The sequence below is a fragment of the Lewinellaceae bacterium genome, from assembly GCA_020636105.1.
Classification (GTDB): domain Bacteria; phylum Bacteroidota; class Bacteroidia; order Chitinophagales; family Saprospiraceae; genus BCD1.
In genome coordinates, this window is the sequence record JACJYL010000001.1 from 590,684 (window position 1) to 613,972 (window position 23,289).

General features: G+C 43.3%; 16 protein-coding genes. 12 read left to right on the plus strand and 4 right to left on the minus strand.

What is annotated here, in order from left to right:
• Positions 1 to 104 precede the first annotated feature (104 nt).
• Entirely contained in the window at positions 105 to 1,223 is a 1,119-nt protein-coding gene (locus tag H6571_02110; protein ID MCB9322511.1) for a TRAP transporter substrate-binding protein, read from the minus strand.
• 249 nt (positions 1,224 to 1,472) lie between these two features.
• Here H6571_02110 and H6571_02115 point away from each other — a divergent pair, with 249 nt between their 5' ends.
• The 5 genes from H6571_02115 to H6571_02135 all read left to right on the plus strand — a co-directional run bounded on the left by H6571_02115 (position 1,473) and on the right by H6571_02135 (position 7,914).
• On the plus strand, positions 1,473 to 2,714 hold the full coding sequence (locus H6571_02115; protein ID MCB9322512.1) for a U32 family peptidase: 1,242 nt from the start codon (positions 1,473 to 1,475) through the stop codon (positions 2,712 to 2,714).
• A gap of 171 nt (positions 2,715 to 2,885) precedes the next feature.
• On the plus strand, positions 2,886 to 3,116 hold the full coding sequence (locus tag H6571_02120; protein MCB9322513.1) for a ferredoxin: 231 nt from the start codon (positions 2,886 to 2,888) through the stop codon (positions 3,114 to 3,116).
• A 395-nt stretch (positions 3,117 to 3,511) separates the two neighbouring features.
• The gene (locus H6571_02125) at positions 3,512 to 6,376 is read left to right on the plus strand and encodes a leucine--tRNA ligase (protein ID MCB9322514.1); all 2,865 of its coding nucleotides are present in this window, start codon (positions 3,512 to 3,514) and stop codon (positions 6,374 to 6,376) included.
• A gap of 291 nt (positions 6,377 to 6,667) precedes the next feature.
• Positions 6,668 to 7,378 carry a hypothetical protein gene (locus tag H6571_02130; protein ID MCB9322515.1) on the plus strand — a complete coding sequence of 237 codons (711 nt, stop codon included), beginning with the start codon at positions 6,668 to 6,670 and terminating at the stop codon, positions 7,376 to 7,378.
• Positions 7,378 to 7,914 (plus strand): DUF1415 domain-containing protein, encoded by a 537-nt coding sequence (locus tag H6571_02135; GenBank protein MCB9322516.1) that lies wholly within the window; start codon positions 7,378 to 7,380, stop codon positions 7,912 to 7,914. The genes H6571_02130 and H6571_02135 overlap by 1 nt, the downstream gene beginning before the upstream one ends.
• Before the next feature lie 8 nt (positions 7,915 to 7,922).
• Here the strand turns inward: H6571_02135 and H6571_02140 are convergent, their stop codons facing one another.
• Both H6571_02140 and H6571_02145 read right to left on the minus strand, forming a co-directional pair.
• Positions 7,923 to 8,654, minus strand: a complete 732-nt coding sequence (locus H6571_02140; protein MCB9322517.1) for a ZIP family metal transporter — start codon at positions 8,652 to 8,654, stop codon at positions 7,923 to 7,925.
• Positions 8,655 to 8,664: 10 nt separating this feature from the next.
• Positions 8,665 to 9,267, minus strand: a complete 603-nt coding sequence (locus H6571_02145) for a phosphatase PAP2 family protein (protein ID MCB9322518.1) — start codon at positions 9,265 to 9,267, stop codon at positions 8,665 to 8,667.
• A 411-nt stretch (positions 9,268 to 9,678) separates the two neighbouring features.
• Here H6571_02145 and H6571_02150 point away from each other — a divergent pair, with 411 nt between their 5' ends.
• The 4 genes from H6571_02150 to H6571_02165 all read left to right on the plus strand — a co-directional run bounded on the left by H6571_02150 (position 9,679) and on the right by H6571_02165 (position 15,607).
• Positions 9,679 to 11,664 (plus strand): acetoacetate--CoA ligase, encoded by a 1,986-nt coding sequence (locus H6571_02150; GenBank protein MCB9322519.1) that lies wholly within the window; start codon positions 9,679 to 9,681, stop codon positions 11,662 to 11,664.
• Between the two features lie 44 nt (positions 11,665 to 11,708).
• A complete protein-coding gene (locus H6571_02155) occupies positions 11,709 to 13,004 on the plus strand; it encodes an aspartate kinase (GenBank protein MCB9322520.1) in 1,296 nt (431 codons plus the stop codon).
• Positions 13,005 to 13,027: 23 nt separating this feature from the next.
• A complete protein-coding gene (gene tilS / locus H6571_02160; protein MCB9322521.1) occupies positions 13,028 to 14,365 on the plus strand; it encodes a tRNA lysidine(34) synthetase TilS in 1,338 nt (445 codons plus the stop codon).
• 183 nt (positions 14,366 to 14,548) lie between these two features.
• Entirely contained in the window at positions 14,549 to 15,607 is a 1,059-nt protein-coding gene (locus H6571_02165; protein MCB9322522.1) for an Omp28-related outer membrane protein, read from the plus strand.
• Positions 15,608 to 15,674: 67 nt separating this feature from the next.
• Here H6571_02165 and ruvB read toward each other — a convergent pair whose 3' ends face one another.
• On the minus strand, positions 15,675 to 16,709 hold the full coding sequence (gene ruvB / locus H6571_02170; protein MCB9322523.1) for a Holliday junction branch migration DNA helicase RuvB: 1,035 nt from the start codon (positions 16,707 to 16,709) through the stop codon (positions 15,675 to 15,677).
• Between the two features lie 225 nt (positions 16,710 to 16,934).
• Between ruvB and H6571_02175 the strand changes: the two genes are divergently transcribed.
• From H6571_02175 to H6571_02185, 3 genes are all read left to right on the plus strand, one after another.
• Positions 16,935 to 18,074 carry a lamin tail domain-containing protein gene (locus H6571_02175; protein MCB9322524.1) on the plus strand — a complete coding sequence of 380 codons (1,140 nt, stop codon included), beginning with the start codon at positions 16,935 to 16,937 and terminating at the stop codon, positions 18,072 to 18,074.
• A gap of 155 nt (positions 18,075 to 18,229) precedes the next feature.
• Positions 18,230 to 20,956 (plus strand): TonB-dependent receptor, encoded by a 2,727-nt coding sequence (locus H6571_02180; protein ID MCB9322525.1) that lies wholly within the window; start codon positions 18,230 to 18,232, stop codon positions 20,954 to 20,956.
• 40 nt (positions 20,957 to 20,996) lie between these two features.
• The gene (locus H6571_02185; protein ID MCB9322526.1) at positions 20,997 to 23,207 is read left to right on the plus strand and encodes a T9SS type A sorting domain-containing protein; all 2,211 of its coding nucleotides are present in this window, start codon (positions 20,997 to 20,999) and stop codon (positions 23,205 to 23,207) included.
• Positions 23,208 to 23,289 lie beyond the last annotated feature (82 nt).

Here is a 23,289-nt window from a genome sequence, read left to right on the forward strand (position 1 = left end):
CTAAGGGCTAAATGCCGTTTGGCCGAAAATAATACGTCAACGACATAAATCCGGTGGTATGTGAAATTTAACAGCGACAAAGAAAAATTGTTCTGAAGGGCTTATTACTCCTGCAGCGTATTGTAATAAGCCTTTTCCGAAAATTCGGACCAGGCAGCCGCTTTTTTACTAAAAGCCTGGTAGGAGGAATAAACCTTTTGAGCAAAATCATCTTGTGCAACAAGTTCTTCAATAACTTCCCTGGTATAAATTCTCAATTGATCCAGCACCTCTTGCGGAAAAAACCGGATATCTACGCCGGCATCCTTCAAAATTCCGAGATACTCGCCATTTTTGGCTTCCATCTGGGTGAATACATACAGATGAGCCTGCCATCCGGCAGCTTTGATGATCGCCTGGAGGTCCTGTGGCAGGGCATCGAATTTTTCTTTATTGAGAATAAATTCAAGTGAAGTTCCCGGTTCGTGCCATCCCGGCGCATAATAGTATTTGGCGATCTCCTGGAAGCCCATAGAATAGTCATGAAAAGGACTCAGCCATTCCGCGGCATCGATGATCCCGCGTTCAAGCCCTGTGTACAATTCGCCACCGGCCAGCAAAACGGCCGATCCTCCGGCCTTTTCAAGCACCTTGCCGCCAAGGCCCGGAATGCGCATTTTTAATCCTTTCAGGTCATCGATGGAATTGATCTCTTTATTGAACCATCCACCCATTTGCACCCCGGAGTTGCCGCCGGGCATGGGCACAAGGTTGTATTGAGCATAAAGTTCTTCCCACAATTCCAGCCCTCCTCCCGCTGCGAGCCAGGTGGTCATCTGCTGGGCATTCATCCCAAAAGGCACGGTTGAAAAAAACTGGGCCGCCGGTATTTTTCCTGCCCAGTAATAGGCTGCTCCGCTTCCCATTTCTGCCCCACCATTGCGTACGGTATCAAAAGTTTCCAGGGCAGGCACCAATTCTCCTCCGCCATACACATGGATTTCCATTCTGCCGCCTGACATTTCATTCACCAGTTTTGCAAAGAGGTTGCAGGCTTCTCCCAAAATCGGGTAGTTCGGGGGCCATGTGGTGACCATTTTCCATTTGTATCGTTCATTGCTTAAACTTCCGGGAAGGGAATCTTTTTGAGCAAAATTTTCATTCAAACAGCCTCTTAAAAAAACGGGGAGGGAAATAGTTCCCAATGCTAATCCTTTAACGAATGTCTTGCGGTCAATCTTCATGGTATCTAAGTTTAAGCTCCGGTAGGTTCAGAGCTTCGGGTTTAAGCCAAATAAGTTCCTAAAGTAAAAAATATTTATGGAAAATTTTCTCCTTACCCACGTAAAATTGGAGGGTTGCGCCGGTTTGCTCGTGAAAGTTTGTAAATAAATAATCCATTATAAAACCTGAACAGGTTGCGTTTTGTTAATCAACATCATAAATAACTCTATTAGAAGTATTTAATTTCCAAAAATCACTAATTTTGCGGCATGAACACAATTGACAAAATAGAATTGATGGCCCCGGCGGGGTCATTCGAGGCTTTGCAGGCTGCTATCGACAATGGAGCCGACTCTGTTTACTTTGGCATCGAGCAGCTGAATATGCGCGCTCGTTCTTCCATAAACTTTACTTTGGAAGACCTTAAAGAGATTGCCCAACGATGCAATGAAAAAAATGTCCGCACCTATATTACGCTCAATACGATTATATACGATCATGACCTTTCGATGGTGAAAAAGATCATCGATACCGCTAAGGAAGCGGGGATTACTGCCGTTATTGCCTCTGACCAGGGGGTGATCGGATATGCCAGGTCCAAAGGGGTTGAGGTTCATCTTTCTACTCAGCTCAATATCACAAATGTTGAAACTTTGAAGTTTTATTCACTATTTGCTGATGTCGCGGTATTGTCCAGGGAGTTGAGCCTGAGACAAATAAAAACCATCTGTGATGCCGTGAAAAGGGAAGAGGTACGCGGACCTTCAGGCAACCTGATGGAAATCGAAATATTCGGCCACGGGGCGTTATGTATGGCCGTTTCCGGCAAATGTTACCTCAGTCTGCATTCCAACAACTCCTCTGCGAATAGGGGAGCCTGCGTGCAGAATTGCCGCAGAAAATATACGGTGATCGATGAAGAAGGCATTGAATTGGAGATCGATAATGAGTACATTATGTCACCAAAAGATTTATGTACGCTTGATTTTTTGCCACAGGTCATTGAGACAGGCATAAACGTATTAAAAATCGAAGGCAGAGGAAGAGCTCCCGAATATGTAGCCACGGTCATCAAAGCTTACCGGGAAGCTATTGATGCTGTTTATGACGGAACATATTCTCAGGAAAAGTCCGATGAATGGATGAAACAACTCGAAACCGTTTACAATCGCGGGTTCTGGGGCGGATACTACCTCGGACAAAAACTGGGAGAATGGTCAGGAGAACCGGGATCCAAAGCCACCCAAAAGAAAGTTTACCTCGGTAAAGGCATCCACTACTATCCACAACCCAAAGTCGGTCACTTCCGGATCGAAGCCCACCAGCTTAAAGCCGGAGATAAAATTCTCATCACAGGGCCTACAACGGGAGTGATTGAAATGGAAGTCGATGAACTCTGGGTAGATGAAAAAATCGTAGCCGAAGCCGCCAAGGGCGCAGATGTCACTTTTAATATCGAAAAAGTCATTCGTCCTTCGGATAAGTTGTATAAAATTGTTCAGGAAGCGTAGAAGGTTTTTCAAAGGGATCGTGGTGTAATAAATCTTTTCAATTTAGGTCAATCATTACCCCGATTTTCCATCTTTTATCTCAATATGTCTCTACGTTTCATTCCTCTAAGCTAATGCTTTGCAATTATTACTTCTTTTAGACTAAACATAAGCAATAAAAAAATATCTAAATTGATCATCATCACCCAACAACGCATCAAATGTATCGGCTGTAACTATTGCGTGGAATTCGCGCCCGACCGTTGGCGCATGTCCAAAAAGGATGGTCGTTGTACGTTGATCGGAGCAGAAAATAAAAAAGGATTTCATTCTGTCCGGGTGAATGATCATGAGTATGAGGATAATGTAAAAGCGGCAGAAGCCTGCCCGGTTAAGATTATTCAGGTGACGAAGTTGAAGTGATTTGTTTTTAGCTTCGTCCTTTTAAAATCACCTCGTTTATCCTGTTTCAAAGCTACTCGAATCATTTTCCATGAAATAGCCTTAATGAAACGACAAACCAATTCGGTTGGCAGTAATAAAACTACTTTTTTTTGGGTAGATAGATGGATTTTGAAAGTAAATGGAAATTTGCGAACTTCTGATAAGTTAGAAGGAACTATCGTAGTATCTCAACATCAAACCATCTTAGTATCAAATCTTTTCCTTATTTTCGCCCCTTAAATTTATTAACAAGCATTTGGCAAGGATTAAAATGTAATGCCCAGGAACTTTTGTTCTGAAAATGACATTCATTTAGTTGATAAACCATAGCAAATTTTGTCCCTCCATCAGAGCGGACCGACAACAGAAAAAACATGGAATTCAAATCAGCGGAAATTGAGCAGCATTGGAAAACATTCTGGAGTGAAAACGGCGTTTATGAGGTAAGTAACGACTCCGACAAACCGAAATACTATATTTTGGACATGTTTCCTTATCCCTCAGGATCAGGATTGCACGTAGGGCACCCTCTCGGGTATATTGCCTCCGATATTTTGTCCAGGTACAAACGTATGAAAGGGTTTAACGTGCTGCATCCCATGGGCTATGATGCTTTTGGTTTGCCGGCCGAACAATACGCCATTCAAACCGGGGTACATCCTGCAAAATCGACCGCAGAGAACATCAGCCGTTATCGCAGCCAGTTGGATAACCTGGGATTCAGTTTTGACTGGAGCCGGGAAGTTCAGACTTGCGATCCCAGCTATTATAAATGGACCCAGTGGATTTTTATCCAGTTGTTCGAGCATTATTATGATTATGATGCGGACAAAGCACAACCCATTTCCGCATTGGTGGCCCGGTTTAATCAGTCCGGAACGGAGGGAATCAACGCGGCCTGTTCAGAAACCCTTCAATTCAGTGCTTCAGCATGGAAAGGCATGTCGCCCAAAGAGCAGGATGATGTCCTGATGAATTTCAGGCTGGCTTTCAGAAAAGTGAGTTATGTCAACTGGTGTGAAGCCCTGGGAACGGTGCTGGCCAATGATGAAGTAAAAGACGGCGTTTCCGAGAGGGGAGGGCACCCGGTGGAACGCCGGGCGATGCTGCAATGGTCGCTGAGGACTACCGCCTACGCGGAACGTTTGTTGAATGGGTTGGATACCATCGACTGGTCGGATTCCATGAAAAAAATGCAGACCAACTGGATCGGGAAATCAGTAGGGGCTCAAATGTTTTTTGATATAGAAGGCGCTGAAGATAAAATAGAGATTTTTACCACTCGTCCTGATACTATTTTTGGGGCCACCTTTATGGTATTGGCTCCGGAGCATGAACTGGTGTCCAAATTGACTACAGAGAGCCAAAAGGAGGAAGTAGCCCAATACCTGGAATACGTCAATACCCGCTCTGAACGCGACCGTATGTCGGATGTGAAATCAGTTACGGGGGCGTTTATTGGTACTTACGCCATCAATCCTTTTACGGAAGAAAAAATTCCCATCTGGATCGCAGAATATGTTTTGACCGATTACGGTACCGGAGCCATCATGGCCGTACCGAGTGATGATGACCGAGATTTTGCCTTCGCCACCAAGTTTAATATTCCGATCATTGATATTATTGACAAATCAAACTATCCGGGGGCAACCCGCCATGATAAATTGGGGGTTATGATCAATTCAGGATTCCTGGACGGTATGGAAGTCCCTGATGCAATAGATGAGATCATCAACCGCTCAGAAGCAAGAGGCATTGGAAAGAAACAGATCAACTACCGGTTGAGAGATGCTTCCTATAGTCGTCAACGCTATTGGGGAGAACCCTTTCCCATCATTTACGATAAAGACGGTGTCGCTCATGCAATGGATGTCAAAGATTTGCCTTTGGAATTGCCGGAACTGGATGATTTCCAACCTGCCGAAGGGGCTCAGTCTCCATTGGCCCGGCATAAAGAATGGATGAATTTACCCGGCGGTTATACTCGGGAGACAGACACCATGCCCGGTTTTGCAGGGTCTTCATGGTACTTTTTACGATACATGGATGCCCACAATGATGAGGCCTTTGCCAGCCGTAAAGCCTTGGATTACTGGAAAGATGTGGACATCTACATCGGCGGAACGGAACATGCGACAGGGCACTTGTTGTACTCACGCACCTGGCATAAATTTTTGTATGACCTGGGATTGGTGCCGGTGGACGAGCCTTTCAAACAGTTGGTCAACCAGGGCATGATTCAGGGAGTGATTGAGTCTATCTATTTGATGAAAGATAAAAAGGACGGTTACAACCATTTCATGTGTGCGAAATTGGCCAAAGCCAAAGGCATCGAAGATTATGTGAAAATTCCTGTTCACGTGGATTTTGTCCATGACTATGGAACGGAAGATTCCTTCCTGGATACCAGCAGCATAAAGAAATTCATCGATTGGCGTCCGGAATACGGAGAGGCTGTTTTTGAATGCAGCCAGGGGATTTTCCATAAAGGAATCTTCACTCCTTCGAATGGAGCAACAGAAAACCATCTGGTGACCTATTCTGAAGTGGGGAAAATGTCAAAATCCAAATTCAATGTGATCAACCCGGATGATGTGGTGGATCAATACGGCGCCGATTGTTTCCGGATGTACGAAATGTTTTTGGGTCCCCTGATGCAGGCAAAGCCCTGGAACACCAATGGCATTGACGGGGTAAGCAAGTTTTTGAAGAAATTCTGGTACCTGTTTTTTGACTCCAATGGCCAATGGGTTGTAACGGAAGAGGAGCCCACCAAAGATGAATTGAAAATTTTACACCAGGCCATTAAAAAAGTCACCGATGATATTGAAAGGATGTCATTTAATACTTGTGTGAGTGCATTTATGGTGGCCGTGAACGAACTGTCCAAGCAAAAGTGTAATAAAAACCGTATTTTAGCTCCTCTGGTCCGCTTGATGGCGCCATTTGCTCCTTTTATGAATGAGGAATTGTGGCACAGACTGGGCAATGAATCCAGTGTTCACCTGGCTGACTATCCCGTGTATGAGGAAAAATACCTGGTGGAAGATTCCGTGACTTATCCCATTGCCATCAATGGAAAAACGAGAATGACCGTTGATTTTCCTTCAGACGCTTCCATAAAAGAAGTAGAAAAGGGAGCCCTGGAATTGGAAGACCTGCAAAAATGGATTGATGGAAAAACAATTCGCAAGGTCATTGTAGTTCCAGGAAGAATGGTTAATATTGTAGTTGGATAATATGTTTAAGTTTTTATAGCAACTGTCTTTGCCTTTATGGCGAGGCAACCGAAAGGAGGTACTGTTTTTCAGTATCTCCTTTTTTTTTTGTTAAATCCTTAAAAATCAATGGGATTTATACAGCAATACACCATCTTTCCTTTTGCAAACGTATTACCAGACACTAAATTAATTTAAATTTTTAAAAAAAACTGAAAAATAATTTTGCGAACATTTTAAATTATTGTACATTGATTTCAACAATGGGTCAGGGATTCCATTGCATAACATTAACACAAAACTAAAATCGCCATGTCCAAACAATTCGAAGTCAGCGGGTATGTCATTAAAGAAGAAAACGTACATACCTTGTCCCACAGCATTATGCCGGGCACCTTTGTTGTAGAGATTAATCATCCTTTTCCCGGTTATTATGCCGAAGCCATGAAAGAGTATTCAAAACCTCGTTCGGTTATATTTATGACCAAAAAACTCTACACCTGGGAGAGCATTCTGCGCACCTCAGCAAAACTAAATAAATACCTTGATATCAATTTTAGTGCCAGTTCAGCCATTATGTATGTTGGTAATAAGGAATTCCACGGCATCCGCGTGAAAGGATTCGAAAAATTCGAAGATATCGCCACCGTCCAGAAAGCCTTTGCCGATGAAGGCTACAAATTTGCCAAAGCCTGGGCAAAATTTAAGGATGAGACTGTTTTGATCAAGGTCAAAAAGTTTTATGTGCTTAACGAAATAGGAGAGGGGGTATACAATGATCTGAATCAACCCGACGTAAGTTTCGCACTGATTCCCAGTCGCTTAAATTGGGAAGTCTTCCGAAAAATGACGGGAAAGATCAAAAACAATATCAGCGACAGAAATTATGACGTAGCCCTGGTCACCTTTTATATGAATGGGGGGATTCAGGATGCTTTACGTATTTTCAAACCCAATTCCAACCTGAAATTGATGGAAGAGATTCGTAAAATGTATTTGGAGAAAATGGCAAATATGAAATAATGCCCGTGGAAAAATATATTGCTCAAACCAAAAATTGGGTCCAAACGGTCATTATTGGACTCAATTTTTGTCCTTTTGCCAGGTGGGAATTTGACCGTGGGACGATTCGTTTCAGCATTTTAAAAGGCTCCATTGAACACTGCCTTGAATCGCTGATCCTGGAATGCGACCTGCTCGAAGCCGATAAAACCGTAGAAACAACCCTGTTGATCTTACCGGAAGGGTTTGAGAAATTTGATTATTTTCTTTACCTGCTGGATCTGGCGAACGATCTTTTGGCTGATCAGGGCTATGAGGGCATTTATCAGCTGGCCAGTTTCCATCCTGACTATTGTTTTGCCGGGGTTCCTGCGGAGGATCCGGCCAATTATACCAACAGATCTCCTTACCCGATGCTGCACCTCCTTAGGGAAGAAAGTCTTGATAAAGCGCTGGAGCATCATCCTGACCCTGAAGGAATCCCCTTACGCAACATAGAATTGGCCCGGGCCATGGGCGAAGATAAATTAAAGAATCTTCGGGCAGCCTGTTTTTAAAAGCGGTTCTACATGGTGAGCAAAGCCGCTGCCAGCCCCAAAACAATTACCCCCATTTTTAACCATGAAATGTGATGGTGGTTGGAATTGTCCGATTCAAACAAAATAGTGGTCGAGATATGAAGGAAAGAACCGGCTACCAGGGCCAGGGCATTTTGAAGAATAACCGTCCCGGGAGCCAGTTGGGCTGACAAAAAAGCCCCCAAAGGTGACATGGTAGAAAAAAACAGGATACATCCCACCGTAAAGGCTGTTTTCATACCTGATTTTAATAGCAGTACGGTAAGGGCGAAGGCTGCCGGTGCTTTGTGCAGCACTATTCCAAATAGCAAATGGTTGAATTCACTTTCATATTCCCCATGGTTATGCTCCAGTATCTGATAATTACTTAACGGAACTCCTTCGAGGAATGCATGAAGGCAAAGCCCCAGTAAAATTTGAAAGGCAAAGATACGATCGGCGTTCTTATGAGCATGAATGTGGCCGTGTTCAACCCCCTGGGAAAGTTGTTCGAGGAGCAGTTGTATGAAAAAACCTCCCAATATCCACATACTAGTAGAGGAATTAATGGCAGCATATACCCCCGGTAAAATATGCAATACTGTTATGCCCAGTATATAAGCTCCACTGAATGAAAGCAGCAGCCTTAACCGTTGTTTGGTGTCATTCTGAAAAAAAAAACCAATGCCCCCTCCGACGATTACAGATAAAAACAACAAAAAATATTCCCAGATCTCCATTAAATATTATTTAAACGACAGACTTTCTTTTTCCAGATCCTCCAAATAGCAATTTTTGGCCGAGTTTGGTGGTCAATAATAATTTTGCCATGACAAAACCGATTACACTCCCTAAAATAGCCCCGGCAAGGACATCAAAAGGGTAGTGTACCCCTACATAGACCTGCCCGAATGCAATGCTACCGGCCCAAAACAACAATAGGTATTTCCATCTTCTGCGCATTCCGCCAAAAAGCGTTATTAAAAACACCGCTAAGGCAAAATGGTTGGTAGCATGGGAAGAGGTAAAACTGTACCCCCCTCCACAAGGTACTAATAATTGTAAGTCTTGTGCAAGGGCTTCGTTGCGGCATGGCCGCGGGCGCTGAACCGTTTTTTTTATCAGCTTGCTACTCATAGCATCAGCCACTGCAACGGTTAATAAAATCGACAGGATGAAAAAAATACTTCTCAACTTGTATTTCCATACAAGGTACCCGGCCCCGATTATATAGGCCGGAATCCAAAATTTTTTGTCCCGCCATAAAGGCATTATATAGTCCATTAAATCATTGTGCCAGTGGCCGTTGATGATCTGGAAGAGATGCTCGTCAAATTGAAGTATTGCTGACATAATTTCTATTTATCTAGAAAAATTCAATCATAATTTTCTTGCTGACCTTTGTGTCAAATTTTGGCTTTGAGATAGTAAAATTAAATTCAGTTAGAATTTTCTTTTTATGATTTTTGAATCACTAAAATAAACAAAGAAACATCAAACCAGATTTCATACCGTTGTTTTCTAATGAAAACGGATGATATTTAATGGCTGATTTTAATTACTTTCAGAATTCAACTAAAAAGTGCACAAAGATAAGCATCAAAAGTTTAATTTTGGGCAAAATGTGCCGGATTGGTTTGAAGTTTATGGCATGAAATGGTATCGATGTAATGAAAGAGGACGTCGGGATTTCTTCTTATCCTTTTTTTAGAAATGTTTCGCCTTTTCCAGCTGAAGCAAGATTTTGTTTTTCCATTCCAAATTATGTTAATTATGAACAAAAATACTCCCGAACAATTGTGGAAGCCCTCACCGGCCTTCATAAACAATTCAAATTTAACTCATTACATGGAGTGGCTCTTCGTTAAACGGGGGCTGAAATTTCCTGATTATTCCGAACTTTGGAAATGGTCGGTAGATCACCTGGAAGATTTTTGGGAAAGCATCTGGCAATATTTCGAGGTACGTTCCTTTACTCCCTATACCAGGGTTTTGTCTGCCCATCAAATGCCCGGAGCCAAATGGTTTGAAGGCAGCACCCTCAACTATGCCGAGCATATTTTCCTTCAACAAAATGAAAATCACCCAGCCCTGATATTCAAATCCGAGCAAACAGATGTTACTGAAATTTCCTGGAGTACCCTACATGCGCAGGTAACCTCCCTCCGAAAATGGCTTACAGACCAGGGGGTAAGCAAAGGAGATACCGTTGTAGCCTATTTGCCCAATATTGCTGAAGCTACCGTCGCCTTCCTTGCTACCTGTTCGCTTGGAGCGATCTGGTCCAGTTGCTCGCCTGATTTTGGCGTAAAAAGTGTGGTGGATCGTTTTCTGCAAATTGAACCTAAAATACTGTTTACGGTTGACGGATATCAATACGGAGGCAAACCCTTTGACCGGTCGGCAGAAGTGAAGGAATTAATAGCCCACCTGCCCACGCTGGAACAAGTGGTTATGCTCCCTTATCTCAATAAGGAAACAAGCATTGCCCTTTTTCCAAAAGCCATTCACTGGGCCGAGACACAAAGGGAGCCTGATGCTTCTTTGACCTTTGAAGCAGTTCCTTTTGATCATCCCATATGGGTGCTTTACTCTTCAGGGACAACCGGAATTCCCAAAGCCATTACTCATTCACAAGGAGGAGTATTGCTCGAACATCTTAAATACCTGTATCTTCAAAATGATGTAAAAAAAGGGGAACGCTTTTTTTGGTTTGCCACCACAGGCTGGATGATGTGGAATTTCGTACAGGCCTCACTCCTTGCCGGAGCAACAGCCGTATTGTATGACGGCAGTCCGGGATACCCTGACCTTAATGAATTATGGACCTTTTCAGAAGTTGCCGGAATCAATCATTTTGGGACCAGTGCCCCATTTTTGGTCGCTTGTATGAAAAAGGGAATCAACCCGGGTAAACTCAACGACCTCAGCGAATTAAGGTCGATTGGTTCAACCGGTGCTCCATTGCCGCCGGAAGCCTTTGATTACGTATATAAAAAAATAAAAAAAGACCTTTGGCTTTGTTCTATGAGCGGAGGTACCGATGTTTGCACCGCATTTGTGGGAAGCAACCCGCTGGAGCCCGTTTTTCTTGGTGAAATTCAATGCCGCGGGTTAGGTTGTGCGTTGTATTCATGGGACGAAAGCGGACAGGAAATACTGGATGAAGTAGGGGAGATGGTCATCACAAAACCCATGCCTTCCATGCCGGTTTTCTTTTGGAATGATGAAGGAAATAAACGTTATCTGAGTAGTTATTTTGAAGATTACCAGGGCGTATGGAGACATGGGGATTGGGTCCGAATTACCGACCGAGGTTCCCTGGTCATTTATGGTCGTTCCGATGCCACACTCAACCGACAGGGGGTGAGGATCGGAACCAGTGAAATTTATAGCGGTGTGAATAAGATAGAAGAGATCCAGGACAGCATCATTGTCAATCTTGAATTAAGCGGAGGAAGACATTTCATGCCTCTTTTTGTGGTGTTGGAACCCGGAGAAAAACTGGATGAAGCTCTGGTCAAAAAAATTAAAACACAACTCAAAAATGAATATTCGCCACGACATGTGCCGGATGAAATCATTGAGATCAAAGAAATTCCGTTTACCATCAGCGGTAAAAAACTTGAAGCACCTGTTAAAAAAATACTATTGGGCATGGAGATAGGGAAAGCCGCGAACCAGGATGCAATGCGGAATCCTGAATCCTTAAATTTCTTTATTGAATACGCTAAAAAAATTGAACATTAATTTTTAATCTGCTGCATGGCAAAAAAAAATATCCAGGTTTTAAAATGAACACTAACAACGTTAAGGTCTTTAAATTCGGCGGAGCCTCCTTACAAAATGTAACTTCTATCAGGGATGTGGCCCACATTTTAAAAAGGTACAAAGGGTCTCCTTTATTCATTGTGGTTTCAGCCATGAAAGGCATCACCAATCAACTGGAACAGGTGGTCGCTTCCTATTTGGCCAAAGATGGCAAAACCGTGGAACTACTGGAAGGCATTAAAAAACACCATTACGAAACCTGTAATGAGCTTTTTGATGAAGAGCATGAAATTTACACCACTCTAAACGATATTTTTGTGGAGATCGAATGGATCCTGGAAGAGGAACCCGTAGACTCATATGACTTTATTTACGACCAAATCGTTTCCATAGGAGAAATACTCAGTAGTAGCATTGTTTATGCTTTCCTGAACGAATCAGGATTCAATATTCGTTTTCTGGATGCGCGAGACGTCATTATTACCGATAATATTTACCGTTCCGCCACGGTTCTTTGGGACGAAACACAGAGCCGTTGTGACAAACTGGTCAGACCCATGTTTGATGAAAATCATTTTGTCATCAGCCAGGGATTTATCGGGTGTACTTCCGAGAATTTTTCTACCACCCTGGGCAGGGAAGGCTCTGATTATTCCGCAGCGATTTTCGCCTATTGCCTGAATGCAGAAAGCATGTCTATCTGGAAGGATGTTCCAGGCGTGCTCACAGCAGACCCCCGGCTTTTTGATAATGTGACCAAACTCGACAGAATGTCCTATAAAGAAGCTATTGAAATGACTTATTACGGGGCAAAAGTGATCCACCCCAAAACGATCAAACCGTTGCAAAACAAGAGTATTCCCATGTATGTAAAATCATTTATTGACCCAAATGATGAAGGGACGCTTATTTCTGACGATATTGAAGATACGTATCCTCCACTTGTTGCAGTAGAGCAAAACCAGGCCCTGCTTCAATTATCGACCCTTGATTTTTCTTTTGTCGCCGAACACCATTTGAGCTTTATTTTCAGCTTATTGGCCACCTTACACATTCAGGTCAACCTCATGCAAAATACAGCCATCAGTTTTATGATATGTGTACATGATAAGGATGGAAAAGTCGATCAGTTTGTGGAAAAGATCCAGGGAAATTTTAAGGTGGTACTCGACCGTGGCCTGGAATTGGTTACGGTTCGTCATTATCATGGGGGAATTCTTGAAAGTCTTAAAAGCGGCAAGATCATCCTCATCGAAGAAAGAAGTGCCAGGACCGCTCAATTAGTCATGAAGGATGTGCCGATGGTAAGGAGAAAATGAATTTTTGAAAAATAAAGACCAATATGCTTGAAAGATTCAAATCCTATATTCTGGAAAACGAATTGTTCTCAAAGGAGAACCGGATACTTCTTGCGGTAAGCGGGGGGGTAGATTCAGTCGTTATGGCCCATCTTTTCAAGCTTGCCGGTTTTGAAACCGCGATTGCCCATTGCAATTTCATGCTCAGGGGCGCCGAGTCAGATATCGATGAAGATTTTTGCCGGCAATTGGGAAAAAAACTGGATATCCCTTTTTTATCCGTTTCATTCAATACGCGTAAAGTGGCTGAAGAACGGGGTATTTCCATCCAGATGGCAGCACGTGACCTGCGGTATGAATGGTTTAACGAAGTGAGCATTATGCTGGGGTATGATTATATCGCCACTGCCCATCATTTGAATGATTCCATCGAGACTTTTTTGTTGAATTTCACCAAGGGGTGTGGCATCAGGGGGTTACACGGAATCCCTGTAAAAAATGAAAACAAGGTTCGTCCTTTGTTATTTGCCACCCGTGAAGCTATTGAAAAATTTGCTGAAGCTTATCAAATTTCCTATCGGGAAGACGCTTCAAATGCAGAAAAAAAATATGCCCGAAACCAAATCAGGCTGGAGGTAATCCCTGCCTTAAAAAACATCAACCCTTCGTTTGAAGCCTCCGCCGCAAAAACCATTCAGCGCATTCAGGATGCCGAAAGTTTGTTCAATTTTTCGCTCCAGCATTTTAAATCAGCATTGTGGGAGCAAAAGGGAGAACAGGTTCAGATCGACCTCACCGGGTTAAAAAAATCACCCGGTTTCGGAATCTTGCTGTACGAAATGGTAAAGGACTTTGGGTTTCACCCTGATCAAACCGACCAGGTTTTGGATGCCCAAACGAACACAGGAGCCATTTTCTTTTCCAAAACCCATCGCATGCTTTTGAATCGGGAAAATCTAATGATAGAACCACTTTCTGAGGAAGAAAAAGTAGTCAAACATTTTATTCAAAAAGAAGACAACAGGATCGAACTTGAAACCGGGGTGCTGTTATTGGATCTAAAAGAGGGGAGGCCGGACCGTTTTTCTTCGGATCCCAATTTCGCTTACCTTGATTACTCTTCATTAAAATTTCCACTGCGAATAAGGCCCTGGACCCCGGGAGATGTATTTCAGCCTATTGGTATGGACGGACAGAACAAAAAATTGAAAGATCTTTTTGTCGACGCCAAATTATCTGTTTTTGAAAAAGAAAAGGTTCTTATCCTGGAAAATGGGAACGGAGAGATCATTTGGGTGATCTCACACCGGGCCGATGAACGATTTAAGATCAGGGAGCAAACAACAAAACATATTGTTGCAGCTTTTTTCCAGAAGGCCTGATAACCTTTTTATATTTTATTTGTTTGTTATAAGGTGAATGACCAGATCAACAACAAATCCTTCTAATTCATCACTCAATCACCAATTTTTATGGAATTTTCATAAATATTCCATCATATTTGTAAAAAATCATTGCTAACCTTTGAGGTTAGGGCAACCTGCCTCATCATATTTCCACCCATTATGAAAAAAAGATTCCTTACACTTGCCTTTTTTGCCTTTGCCATCACGTTTGTCAGTGCTCAGGAAATAGAGGTTCCACAAACCCAAATGTCATTAATCAACAAGGTCACTGCCGATTGGTGTCCTTATTGTGGCACTTGGGGATGGGACTTTTTTCATGACCTCAATACCGACAACAGTGCAAAGGCGGTAGTTTTCGCAATTCATTATAGCGGAGGATTACAAAATCAGACGGCCAGCGCCCTTACCACCAACTATGGAGCGGTCTCCCAGCCTCGATTCATCCTCAATGGGGTGGATCAAAATGTACTCTCCAATACAACTGCTGCTGCCCGGGAGTCTATCCAGGAAAAAGTAAATCTTGAAGCCAGCATGAGTCCCCTTGCACAGACAGGACTTAATGCCACCTACCGGGATGATAACATGCTCTATTGCAATACCAGAACTACGTTTTTCGATGCTGCAGACGGAGCCTATTACATGGGCATCTATCTTGTTGAAAAACAAGTCATTCATCAACAAGCTTCCCTTGGAAATAATGCCCAGCATCTGAATGTCCTCAGGCTCTCCTTCACAGGAAATACTTTCGGAACCCTTTTGGCTAATGGATCCATCGCTGCAGGAACTTCATTTGATTATCAGTTTTCCATTCCAAAGGATAGTTATACGCCTTCGAATTTAGAAATTGTAAGTATTATCTGGAAAAAAGAAGGCGAGACTTATAAGTTTGTTAATGCCAATAAGGATAGTGATGTGGAGTATGAAGTGGTCAATGGAATACAGCTCCCTGGAATAGATGAATCCGCCTTTATCATTTCCCCAAATATGATTAAAGACCATGCAAACATATCCTTTGAAATGCCTGAATTTACCCCTTCTGCGCAACTTTCAATTACTGATTTACAAGGAAAGACGGTAAGTGTTTTACACGACGGTTCTCTGCAACAAGGGACAAATGGTTTCGAATTTTACCGTTCAGGTCATTTTCCGGCAGGCCTTTATGTGGTAAGGCTGAAAATAGGAAACCAGGTTATTTCCAGGAAAATTATTTTAGAATAGAATCAATAGAAATAATTTGAGTTCACCCCGAATGTTGATTTAGGTCAACATTCGGGGTGAACTTTTTTTATTCAGTGATCTCAAACAAGGTACCTGCTCTTCCGGGTGGTACCACTCCAATGTGTTTATAGGCTTTTTCGGTAGCTTCCCTTCCCCGGGGAGTGCGCTGAATATATCCTTCCATAATCAGGAATGGTTCATGAACTTCCTCGATGGTTCCCGGTTCTTCCCCTACTGCTGTAGCAATGGTGGTGAGGCCCACAGGACCTCCTTTGAATTTATGGATAATCGAGGATAGAATTCTGTTGTCCATTTCATCCAGCCCACCTTCATCCACATTCAGGGCTTCGAGGCCGAATTGAGCAATTTTAAGATCGATGGTACCATCGCCTTTAATTTGGGCAAAATCGCGTATTCTTCGCAATAGGGCATTGGCAATACGCGGAGTCCCTCGGCTTCTTCTGGCAATCTCTGCTGCGCCTTCATCTGAAATGGGAATATCAATAATACCAGCGGACCTTTTTATGATGCCTTCCAGTATTTTTATGTCGTAATAATCGAGATGGCAATTGATCCCAAACCGGGCACGCATCGGAGCGGTAAGCAATCCCATACGTGTTGTTGCGCCCACCAAAGTGAACGGGTTGAGGGAGATTTGAATACTTCGCGCATTAGGCCCGCTGTCGATCATAATATCGATCCGGTAGTCTTCCATAGCCGAATACAGGTATTCTTCCACAACGGTATTGAGCCGATGTATTTCATCGATAAAAAGTACATCCCCTTCATCAAGGTTAGTCAGTAAACCTGCGAGGTCTCCGGGTTTTTCGAGCACCGGCCCCGAGGTCATTTTAAGGTTGGCGCCCAATTCATTGGAGATGATGTGGGAGAGGGTAGTCTTACCCAATCCCGGTGGGCCATGGAGCAATACGTGATCCAAAGCCTCTTCTCTTTGATTGGCAGCAGCGATAAAAACCTTTAGGTTTTCCACAATCTTGGGCTGACCGCTGAAATCGACCAGAGACTTCGGTCTCAGCGTTTTTTCCAGCTGCTGATCTCCCTGGTCAAGGTATTCCCCTTCGGCATCTAAATTTGGGTTCATTCCATTCTATTTTCGAATTGTCCTTGGGTTCCTGGAAACACTACTAAAGCGAATACACGATTCCTTAAAGGACAGGATTAATTCAATTAATGCGAAAGTATTTACTGGCAGACACTTTACATAAAATTAACAGCTGAATCAGCTATTAATGATGATTTTATATTAATTTTGTGCACCGTCTCCAGAAAACAATTTTAATAATTTATCACCTCAATTCAATTTAATATGCAAAAAATTTTACTTTTTTTCGCGCTGATTCTTTTTTCTTCCAACTTAATGGCTCAATGTAGTCAATTATTCTTTTCCGAGTATGTTGAAGGTTATGCGAATAACAAAGCTCTGGAAATTTACAATCCGACCACTGAAGCCATCAACCTTTCTGGTTACTCTATTGCACGTTTTAGCAACGGAGCTACCACCGCTGGCTCGACCAAGGTGATCCAATTGCCAGATGTAATGCTTGAATCTAATGATGTGTATGTGGTTGTGGTGGATTTGACTGATACTACTTTATGGAATTCCGACCTGGACAAACCGGCCTGGAATGGTTATAACCTAATCGATACGCTTTTTGATTCTGTAACTGGAGCTCCCCTTTTGGATAATGACGGAAATGTCATCTTTGGCCCTCAATATCTTGATGGAAATGCTCTTTTTGGTGACGAATACCATGAAGAATATGATCTTCAGTGCAAAGCTGATGTTTTCTTATGTCCCAATTATGATGTCAACAATGTTATGTACTTTAATGGAAATGACGCTATGGCCTTATTGACAGGAACGTCAGTAGCCGCGGATGGATCCAACCTGATCGACGTGATCGGAGTAATCGGAGAAGATCCGACTGCCACGATTGGAGAAGATGCATGGGTAAATGCGGATGGCTATTGGCTCACCAAAGACCGCACGTTGGTGAGGAATTTTGATATTGCCGGTGGCAGAGCCTCACTCAACGATGTTGTTTTTTCCCTTGGAGGAACTTTCACTGGTGAGGAATGGCAAAGCTGGTATAAAAATGCCTTCCAGTTTTTAGGTACCCATAACAGCATTTGCAATACTGAGCCAATGGCTGATGAATGGAGCTGTATTACCGGGCCGGTGATCGCCACCAACGATATCAACCAGGTTCCCTTCAAAATGTACCCTAACCCTAACGCTTCCGGAATATTGAGCATGGAAGCGGAACAACCCATCCAACGGGTAGAATTCTACAATCTGTTGGGACAACACGTTTATACGGAGCAGATTACTCATGGACAAAATTACGCGGATGTAAATCTGAAGGTACTCGAAACCGGTATGTATATGGTAAAACTCGTTTTTACTGAAAACCGGATCTCTATCCAAAAACTGATCATTGAATAAATGATGCTAAAAACCAGCCCCGTAATTTAACCGGGCTGGTTTTTATTTTACCTGAGACTCGTTCACTTTTTCTCATTTTTGACTGCTTTCCAAACTAGACACCTCTACATTTTCTGATCAAATACTGTCTGTCAGTATTGAAAAATAATTAACAAATGAGACAATCATTTTTGATTTTGCTTGGCCTTATTTTTCTGGGCACGGTTTCTTTTGCCCAAAAATCAACCATCAGCGGGATCATTTCCGATGCCGGAAATAAGGAACCACTGGTTGGGGCCACCGTTTATGTTAACCAGAGCGGTGCCATTTCCGATTTTGATGGCCGCTATGAATTAAGTCTGAACAATGGAAAGTACACTTTGGTGGTATCCTATGTAGGGTATGAACCACTGGAACAGGAAATTGATGTGACCGGAGACAGGGAATTAAACTTTGAACTGGAAAGCAGTATTGTTTTAAAAGAAATCGTAGTAACCGCGGACATTGCACTGCAAAGGGAAACTCCGGTGGCTTTTTCCAACATTCCTACCCGGAAACTGGATGAAGAATTGGCAGCCCAGGATATCCCTATGATCCTTAATTCAACGCCCGGGGCCTATGCCACCCAAAGCGGTGGAGGGGACGGTGACGCCCGGATTACCCTCCGCGGATTTAACCAGAGAAATATTGCCGTAATGCTTGATGGTATCCCGGTAAATGATATGGAAAACGGGTGGGTTTACTGGTCAAACTGGTTTGGCCTTGACCTGGTCACTCAAACCATGCAGGTACAGAGAGGACTCGGAGCCTCCAAACTTTCCGTTCCTTCGGTAGGCGGAACGGTAAATATTTTAACTAAAGGCATTGATGCCAAAAAGAGCCTCAAATTCAAACAGGAAGTCGGAGACCATGGATTCCTGAGATCCACGATAGGCATGACCAGCGGCCGGCTCAAAAACGGATGGGGCATTTCCGCCGCTGGCTCCTACAAACAAGGCGACGGATGGGTTCAGGGGAACTTTACCAAAGGCTATTTTTATTATTTGCGGATTGACAAACAACTGGGCAATCACCTTTTGAGCTTTTCCGGATTTGGGGCTCCCCAGGAGCACGGCCAAAGACCATTTACTGCGGAGATCGCCTTGGTGGATGCCGATTATGCCCGTGAACTCGGCGTTCCTGAATCTGCAATAGACCAAATGCCCGTTAAAGACAAAGGGCTTCATTACAGTGAACACTGGGGCCTAATTGACGGAAAAATAGTCAATACCCGAAAAAATTTCTATCACAAACCACAGTTCAGTTTGCGACACAGCTGGCAGGCTTCTGAAAAACTCTACTGGTCTAACGTCGTTTACCTATCCATTGGAACGGGCGGCGGCGCATCTCCCGCAGCAAGTGCTGACGGTGGTCAAACTATTCCAAGAACGGAAGACGGTGCCCAGTTTGACCTGGAACAGGCCATCCTAAATAACCAATCCACCAATTTTGCGAAACCGGACGACCGCTCCGAACATATTTTGCGTGCCAGCAATAATGATCATTTCTGGTATGGAATACTGTCTACCTTACGGTATGATCTTGGGCAAAGTTTTACTTTGTCGGGAGGAATTGACGCCAGGTACTATCGAGGGGATCATTATCGCTCGGTTTACGACCTTTTGGGAGGATCCTATTTCAGGGGAACGGGCAATTACAGGATTGACCAGCTCAATACCAAATTGGTTGAAGGAGATAAAATCAGTTATGACTATAGTGGTTTCGTAAGATGGGGAGGTCTTTTCGGTTTGCTGGAATACAAAAAAGACCGGATTTCAGCCTTTGTAAATGTCTCAACGGCCCTTTCGGCTTATAGCATGGAAGACTACATGAAGCCCATGGAAGTTAACCTGGCAGATACCACTTTTTACGTTTCTTATAATCACGACGTTGAATACGGAGGTACCACCTATTCCATGGATTCACCCGAGGCTCATAACCAAAAAATTGATTGGATCCAGATCCCGTCATTTACCTTTAAAGCCGGAGCAAGTTATAATTTCAATGTGAACAACAGCATATTTGTCAATACAGGTTACCTTTCTAAGGCTCAACGATTCAATAATGTGATCAACAGCAATATTGCCGGAACGGAAATATTACAGTTCCGGGAATATGACAATGAAAAAATTCTGGCTTTTGAGCTGGGCTACAGCTTTACAAGTTCCAAATTCTCCGCCAACCTGAATTCCTATTATACTTCCTGGAACAACAAACCTTTGGATTCTCCGCCAACGATCTCCGAAGATCCAAGTGATCCTGATGCCGATAGATTTCCTGTAAATATCCCGGGAATTGACGCCTTGCATAGGGGAATAGAACTGGATTTTGCCTATAAACCTTTAAAAAAACTGGTGATCGAAGGATTGGCTTCTGTCGGAGACTGGATATGGAATTCAGGCGAAACGGCTACAGTTACTTTACCCAATGACCTCATTTATGAATACACCTTTGATGCCGTCGGGGTGCATGTTGGGGACGCTGCTCAATTCCAGTTGGGTGGAATGGTGCGATATGAACCAGTCAAAAATCTCTACTTCAAGCTGAAGGCCACTTATTTTGCTAAAAACTTTGCCGAGTTTCAGCCGGAAAACCTGAAAGGTGAGGATGCAAGGCGTGATTCCTGGCAAATTCCGAATTATACGCTTTTTGATTTTCATGCTGGATACTCCTTCAAAATTAAGGGGGTTTATTGTGACTTAAGGGCCAATATCCTCAACTTGCTCAATGCTACCTACATCAGTGATGCAAGAAACAATGATGCTTTCAATTCCCCTGCCTTTTCAGATTTTGATGCCAAATCAGCTTCAGTGCATTTTGGGCAGGGCAGGAGAGGTTCCTTGTCTTTGCAAATCAATTTATAAAACTTGAACAAACCATTAAATAAATTAAACAATACAACAAATGAATAAATTATTTTTTCTGGCCATTGCCATTGTATTTTCTATGACAACCCTGAATGCCCAGATTCCCATTGCGGACGCCCGTGCTTTGGGAGATGGTACGACGGTTACTATCGAAGGCGTAGTCACTAACGGACCCAGCCTGGGCGTTATCCGTTATATTCAGGATGAAACAGGCGCTGTCCCTGCCTACCCGGGAACCGGATCTGCTGCCAATTTTGCAAATAATGTACAACAGGGAGACATAGTAACCCTAACCGGCGTATTAAAAACATATAACGGTTTGTTGGAAATCGACCCGATCAATTCATATACGGTCGTTTCAAGTGGCAATGCCCTTCCCGATCCGCTAGAGGTTACCCCTAACGGCGTCAACGAGGAGAATGAATCTAAATTGTTAAAAGTAAATGGAGTGACTTTTGCCGACGGTGGCGGTGTTTTTTCCGTAGGCAATTACACTTTTAGTGCCGGTGGGCAATCATCTGAAATATATGTACGCTCGACTCACCCGTTAATAGGTACTCCCATTCCTAATGCCACGGTAAATTTAACCGGAATAGGCTCAGAATTCAATGGGCTTTACCAATTGTTGCTCAGAGGAACTGATGATATTGAGGTAGCTGATGATTTTTACATCACTTCCCCCCTTGTTCAGTCGGCGATTACCAGTGACGGATTCACCCTGAGTTGGCAAACCAATAATACTGGAACCTCAGGGGTGCGTTATGGAACGACTCTTGCCATGGAAAATCAGGTAGATAATGGTGGCTCAACCACGAACCATACCGTTGCCCTCTCCGGACTGGATGCCGCTGAATTTTATTATGTGCAGGCTTTTTCCAATAATGGTAACACCACCATTTATTCCACCGAAAAGCTCGTGAGTACAGCCTCCAACTCATCAGGCACTATGCTTGTGTATTTCAATCATGGAGTCAATGGTACTTTTTCTGACGGGAATCATCCTTATGGAACAACCCCCGCTGAAATGGATGCCGCCATCATCAACAGGATCAACCACGCCACTACTTCTATCGACGTGGCTATGTACAATAACGGACGCCCGACAATAGTGGCAGCTCTGACAGAAGCCTATAACAATGGCATACAGGTTCGTTACGTAACCGATACAGATACAGGCAATTTAGGGCTCCAGGATCCAACTCCTCCTTTTCCCATCATCAAGGGGAATACCGAAGGGCTAATGCACAATAAATTTTTTGTATTCGATGCAGATTCTGAAGATCAATCATGGGTTATCATGGGTTCTACCAACCTGACGCCCAATAACCTGGCCGATGATTTTAACAATATGGTGTTCATCCAGGATCAAACCATTGCCAAATGTTATACCCTTGAATTCGAAGAAATGTGGGGTTCTTCCGGGGCAACACCTGGAATATTCAACGTTAAATTCGGTCCGGACAAAACGGATAATACGCCGCATTTATTCAACGTTAACGGCGTAACAATTGAATCTTATTTTTCTCCATCCGATAATACCACGGTTGGTATTGTGGATGCCGTCAATACCGCAAATGATGACCTCCAGTTCGCTATCTTGACTTTTACCAACAATGAACTGGGTTCTGCCGTCTTGAATGCTCACAACAGCGGGGTAAACGTTCGGGGCATCATCGACAATATCAATGACCAGGGAGGAGAATACCCTTACCTGCTTGCCAATGGCGTAAATGTTTCCCCGGATAACACCGGGTTTCAAACGCACCATAAATACTGCGTTATCGATGCTACTAATCCTGCTTCCGACCCTATATTGGTGACCGGATCTCATAACTGGTCAGCCAGTGCGGAAAACAGCAACGATGAAAATACGCTGATCTTTCACGATGCTGCTTTAGCCAACATTTTTCTCCAGGAATTTGAAGCCCGCTGGTGTGAGGCTACCGCCGGAGGAAATTGTACCACGAGCACAAGAGAACTCAATGAGCTGGAAGGATTTTCTGCTACCCTTTATCCCAACCCGGTGAAAGATATTGCCAATATAGAGATGGAGATGGATTATACATCCGATATTACCATCAGCTTGTGGAATCTAAATGGGAATTTGCTTCAGTCACAATTATTACGCAAGGTGACGGGCTCCATTCAGACACCAATGGTGGTAAGTGGGTTGCCCGCCGGAAAATATTTGGTTACTTTTAAATCAAGGAATGGCATTGCGGTAAAAAACCTGGAAATAGTCAAATAAAACTGCTGTAACGAAGTAGTATTAATTTTATATTTTATCAATTTCGTACAATTAATGGTTGTTTTTTTATAATAAATCCATT

Bases quoted from the DNA above. Each gene is read 5' to 3' on its own strand.
- H6571_02155 (MCB9322520.1), top strand. From the start codon at position 11,709: ATGAACACTAACAACGTTAAGGTCTTTAAATTCGGCGGAGCCTCCTTA.
- H6571_02150 (MCB9322519.1), top strand. From the start codon at position 9,679: ATGTTAATTATGAACAAAAATACTCCCGAACAATTGTGGAAGCCCTCA.
- H6571_02140 (MCB9322517.1), bottom strand. From the start codon at position 8,654: ATGGAGATCTGGGAATATTTTTTGTTGTTTTTATCTGTAATCGTCGGA.
- H6571_02125 (MCB9322514.1), top strand. From the start codon at position 3,512: ATGGAATTCAAATCAGCGGAAATTGAGCAGCATTGGAAAACATTCTGG.
- H6571_02110 (MCB9322511.1), bottom strand. From the start codon at position 1,223: ATGAAGATTGACCGCAAGACATTCGTTAAAGGATTAGCATTGGGAACT.
- H6571_02185 (MCB9322526.1), top strand. From the start codon at position 20,997: ATGAATAAATTATTTTTTCTGGCCATTGCCATTGTATTTTCTATGACA.
- H6571_02180 (MCB9322525.1), top strand. From the start codon at position 18,230: ATGAGACAATCATTTTTGATTTTGCTTGGCCTTATTTTTCTGGGCACG.
- tilS (MCB9322521.1), top strand. From the start codon at position 13,028: ATGCTTGAAAGATTCAAATCCTATATTCTGGAAAACGAATTGTTCTCA.
- H6571_02130 (MCB9322515.1), top strand. From the start codon at position 6,668: ATGTCCAAACAATTCGAAGTCAGCGGGTATGTCATTAAAGAAGAAAAC.
- H6571_02175 (MCB9322524.1), top strand. From the start codon at position 16,935: ATGCAAAAAATTTTACTTTTTTTCGCGCTGATTCTTTTTTCTTCCAAC.
- ruvB (MCB9322523.1), bottom strand. From the start codon at position 16,709: ATGAACCCAAATTTAGATGCCGAAGGGGAATACCTTGACCAGGGAGAT.
- H6571_02145 (MCB9322518.1), bottom strand. From the start codon at position 9,267: ATGTCAGCAATACTTCAATTTGACGAGCATCTCTTCCAGATCATCAAC.
- H6571_02165 (MCB9322522.1), top strand. From the start codon at position 14,549: ATGAAAAAAAGATTCCTTACACTTGCCTTTTTTGCCTTTGCCATCACG.
- H6571_02135 (MCB9322516.1), top strand. From the start codon at position 7,378: ATGCCCGTGGAAAAATATATTGCTCAAACCAAAAATTGGGTCCAAACG.
- H6571_02115 (MCB9322512.1), top strand. From the start codon at position 1,473: ATGAACACAATTGACAAAATAGAATTGATGGCCCCGGCGGGGTCATTC.